The 4,295-nt window shown below is 65.0% G+C and carries 3 protein-coding genes and 2 pseudogenes; 4 read left to right on the forward strand and 1 reads right to left on the reverse strand.

The window, feature by feature from the left end; all coding sequences use genetic code 11:
- Positions 1–321: 321 nt before the first annotated feature.
- The 3 genes and pseudogenes from ACGFSA_RS34835 to ACGFSA_RS34845 all read left to right on the forward strand — a co-directional run.
- Positions 322–864: pseudogene (locus tag ACGFSA_RS34835) on the forward strand (transposase); the annotation flags it as partial.
- Positions 865–922: 58 nt separating this feature from the next.
- The gene (locus tag ACGFSA_RS34840; protein WP_393310146.1) at positions 923–1,765 is read left to right on the forward strand and encodes an IS5 family transposase; all 843 of its coding nucleotides are present in this window, start codon (positions 923–925) and stop codon (positions 1,763–1,765) included.
- 23 nt (positions 1,766–1,788) lie between these two features.
- Positions 1,789–2,298, forward strand: a pseudogene (locus ACGFSA_RS34845) (IS5 family transposase); the annotation flags it as partial.
- A gap of 333 nt (positions 2,299–2,631) precedes the next feature.
- Here ACGFSA_RS34845 and ACGFSA_RS34850 read toward each other — a convergent pair.
- Positions 2,632–2,808, reverse strand: a complete 177-nt coding sequence (locus tag ACGFSA_RS34850; protein ID WP_366695518.1) for a hypothetical protein — start codon at positions 2,806–2,808, stop codon at positions 2,632–2,634.
- Positions 2,809–3,484: 676 nt separating this feature from the next.
- Between ACGFSA_RS34850 and ACGFSA_RS34855 the strand changes: the two genes are divergently transcribed.
- Positions 3,485–3,853, forward strand: a complete 369-nt coding sequence (locus tag ACGFSA_RS34855; RefSeq protein ID WP_393310148.1) for a transposase — start codon at positions 3,485–3,487, stop codon at positions 3,851–3,853.
- Positions 3,854–4,295 lie beyond the last annotated feature (442 nt).

Raw genomic sequence — 4,295 nt, forward strand, 5'->3', positions numbered from 1 at the left:
CCGACCAGGCAACGACCGAACGAGCGAACCTGAAACCCCGCCAACCCCTTCTGACCAGCTGATCAGCACTTCCCGCACAGCGGGGGAACCTCAATCTCCCAGCGGATACGTAGTCTGCGGAACCGGTTCACGGAGCCGGCCGAAACCTGGGAAACGACAAGCCCCCGCCGATCGTGACAGCATCCGACGAGTGAGGCCCTCCGCCCCGGATTCATCACAGATCCGGGATGAGCCCGGCGGTGATCTAGGGCGCGTATCTGGTTGTGATCAATCTGTGGGATTCGCCCTCGTGGCGGGGCCTGATCCGGTAAATCGTCTTGTGTGACGCGAATGCAACTGACGGATGTGGAGTGGGAGTTCATCGAGCCGTACCTGCCGATCGGCGAGTACGGCCCGTACCCCGAGCGGCTGCGGCAGCAGTTCGAGGGCGTGATCTGGCGGTTCAGGACGGGCGGGCAGTGGCGGGAGATGCCGCGGGAGTCCGGTGCCTGGTCGACTGTCCACAACCGCTTCCGGCAGTGGAGGGACGCCGGCGTCTTCGAGGCCCTGCTGGAGGGTCTGATCGCTGAGGCCGCGAAGCGGGGCGAGGTGGACCTGTCCCTGGTCAGCGTCGACTCCACCACCGCGCGCGCTCACCATGACACTGCCGGGATGCACCTCGGCCAGGACGTCATCACCGACCTGGAGAAAGCCGCCGCCGAGGGGGGAGAAGGCCCGGCAAAAGGGGGCGACCCGGAAAGACAAGACGGGCAGGAAGCCGAAACCGATCCCAAGCGGGAAGAACGGCGACACATCCGACGTCGGCACAAGCTCCGGCTAAGAGACCGCGCAGATAGGCGGCGCGAGGCAGCCGCGACAGCAAGGCAGGCACAGGTCTAGGTGATCATGGAGTTGCGACGCTCTGTGATCACTGGGGAGACCTGTGCCTGTCCTGCCATCATGGCTGACCGACCCGCTCTGGGGCCAATTCGAGGCGCTGCTGCCCGAGCGCCCGACGGTCGATCCGACCCATCCGCTGGGCTGCCACCGCCGGCGCATCAGCGACCGGCTTGTCTTCGACAAGCTGCTGCAGCTGCTCCGGTTCGGCTGCTCCTACCAGGCGATCGCCGACACGACCTGCTCGGCGACCACCATCCGCAACCGCCGCGACGAGTGGATCCGGCTCGGCGTCTTCGCCCGCCTCAAGCAGATCGCGCTCGAGTCATACGACCGCATCGTCGGGCTGGTGCTCGACCAGATCGCAATCGACGGCTCCATCACCAAGGCCCCCGGCGGCGGGGAGGTCGCCGGGCGCTCACCGGTCGATCGCGGCAAACAGGGCCTGAAGCGCTCGGGCATGACGGATGGTTACGGAATACCGCTCGGCAGGGTCCTGGCCGGAGCGAACCGCCACGACTCCCCGCTGCTCGCCCCGACCCTGGACCGCCTGGAGGACTTGGGGCCACTGCCCGACGACATCACCGTGCACCTGGACGCCGGCTACGACTCGGACAAGACCCGCACCGAACTCGCCGCACGCAGTCTGCATGGCCGCATCGCGCACAAAGGCGAGAAGGCCCCGATCCAGGCCAGCCAGCGGTGGCACGTCGAGCGCACCCACGCCTGGCAGAACGCCTTCTACCGGCTCGCCCGCTGCTACGAACGCCGCGCAACGGTCATCGACGCCTTCTTCGACCTCGCGGACACGATCATCACCGTCCGTAGCCTGATCCGCCAGGCATGGACGACCCACCGCTGGGACGACCGCCCGAACCGCCGCCCATGAGCACACGCCTATCTGCGCGAACTCTAAAGGCCGCCCTCCTCGGACGCTCCAGGGGCGGACAGACCAGCAAGATCCACCTCGCCGCAGACCGGAAATGCCGACCGCTGGCGTTCGTCCTGACCGCCGGGCAGGCCGCCGACAGCCCGCAGTTCATCCCCGTGCTCAGAAAAGTACGAGTCCGCGGGCCCGTCGACCGTCCCCGCACCCGACCCGACACAGTCGCCGGGGACAAGGCCTACTCATCCCGCGCCAACCGCGCCCACCTGCGGAAACGCCGCATCAAGGCAGTCATCCCGGAGAAGAGGGACCAGGCCGCCAACCGGAAGAAGAAGGGCAGTCGGGGCGGCCGGCCCGTCAGCCACGACGCCGACCTATACAAGGAACGGAACACCGCCGAGCGTCTGATCAACAAACTGAAGGCCTGGCGAGGCATCGCCACCCGCTACGACAAGACCCCAGACAGCTACCTCGCCGGCCTTTACCTTCGCGCCGGGATGATCTGGATCAAGGACCTCACCCAGGCCACCCCTTGATCACAACCAGATACGTGCCCTAGTGCCCCTCCCGGCAAGCTTTGCCCCGTCGCGCCGCCCAGCAGGCCCGCTCGCCGCGTTGGCCACAAGCCCTGGTAGCTCCATCCCCAAGCTCTCAACTCCGACGGCACCATCGACACCAACACGTGGGACGGGCCGGACGACAAGAAGGGCTCCTTCCTGACCATCGTGCAGGCCGCCGTCTCCACCATGACCAGCACCTTCACAACCAGCGCCAGCCCGGCGGCCGACCACGGATCACCGCCGGTCCAGCCATTCCGGACGCCACACAGCCCCTCGACTCAACTCCGAGCACGGAATGAGCTCGGACGACTACTCCTCGCGTTCGTACTCAGCCTGCGCCCGCTTCTTGTCGAGTTCGTCCTGGGCAGCGCGGTAAATGTCGCTAACGACCTTGCGGACAGCCTGCGCATCGGACCCGGACGAGGCGTCCCGGATGCGGTCGGCCCACTCATCCACGTCATGCAGATTTTCCGATTTCTCACTCATATGACATTTGTACACTTTCAAGGCTTCGCTTGCCTCCCCTGCCGGTAGGTGAAACGGCAGCGGTGACCACCTACAGACCACGGCGGCTTGAAGCGCTCTCCCTCGTGAGCGAGGGAGATTCCTGTCTACCTTGCGGTGGCGGGCTTGACGCGACGGGCGCGCCTGACGACATCGAGAACCAGCAACGGCCCACATGACACCCACCGCCCCACAGGCGCAATCAGCTCCGCGACAAGGACGCCCCTCACCCCCTGCCCTGAAGAGCGGAGCACAGGGCGACACCAGAGGTAGATCTGCCTGGAGTCGGGCGACCAACGCGTCAGTCGAAGTTGCAGTAATGGCGACGGCACGGCAGTGGACCTGATAAGCAGCAACAAACTGGTCGGCCCAGGCAACGTCTCCGTTGTCCTTGGTGTGGGGAACGAAGCGGTGATCGACGAGTTCATCGACGTCAGAGGGTGTTCTGTGAGGCTTCGCTCGGTCTCGTCGGACTGCAAGGTAGTTGTCCGGTTAGGGGTCTTGCCGTTTCCGGCGGATGCGGTCTGCTGGTAAGCGTGGGCGAGCGCAGGCGGTACCCAAGTGATCTGCCGGATGAGGCGTGGGAGCTGATCCGGCCGGTGGTCACGTCCTGGAAAGGGCATCACCCTCGGTCAGCGGCCACCAGGGCCGGTACGACGTGCGGGAGATCGTAAACGCGATCCTCTACCAGGCTCACGCCGGCGTGCAGTGGCACTACCTGCCGCCGCACAGCGCGGTCTACTACTACTTCACCCTGTGGCGGGACGACGGCACCAACCAGACCATCCATGACCTGCTGCGCCGACAGGTCCGCGAGAGCCGGGGCCGAAAGGAGGACCCCAGCGCGGTCGTGCTCGACAGGCAGACTTTACGCATCTCGCCCAACGCGTCTGCCGACACGACCGGGCCGGACGAGACCAAGAGGTCGCCTGGCCGCAAGCGGGGCATCGCCACCGATGCGTTCTGCCCGGGGGGTTCGCTCTGGAACAGAAGCGGTGGGTCGCCGAGCAGACCTTCGGCACGCTGATGCTCCACCGGCGTCTGGTCAGGGACTACGAAACGCAAAAGCCAATAGAAGTCCGAATTTAGGTGTTTGGTGCGAAAATTCCTGGACGTCGGGATCTTCCTTCTGAGGCCTGGCATGGCCGTACGCCTGAAAATGGTTCGCAAGGCGGTTCAGGGTCGCGATACCGGCGTGGGGTCGATCGATTCGAGTGAGGATTGCGATCGAGCGGTTGGTTAGTTTAGTTCTCCTTGATCAGGGGGTCAATCATCTTATGCAGTTTGTTGCCATCGATTGAACTGAGCGCCCTGGCTGCTATCTTTCCATTTCGATCCAGAATGACAGCGGATGGAAGGGACTGAGGGTTCAGTCCCGGCAGCTGTAGTTCTTGATCGTTGACGGATTCGTGCTGGTGAGAGGTCCGATGGGGTGCCCGCAGGAACGAGTACGGCCACCGCGATGATGA

It is taken from the genome of Streptomyces sp. NPDC048496, assembly GCF_043200055.1.
GTDB lineage: Bacteria > Actinomycetota > Actinomycetes > Streptomycetales > Streptomycetaceae > Streptomyces.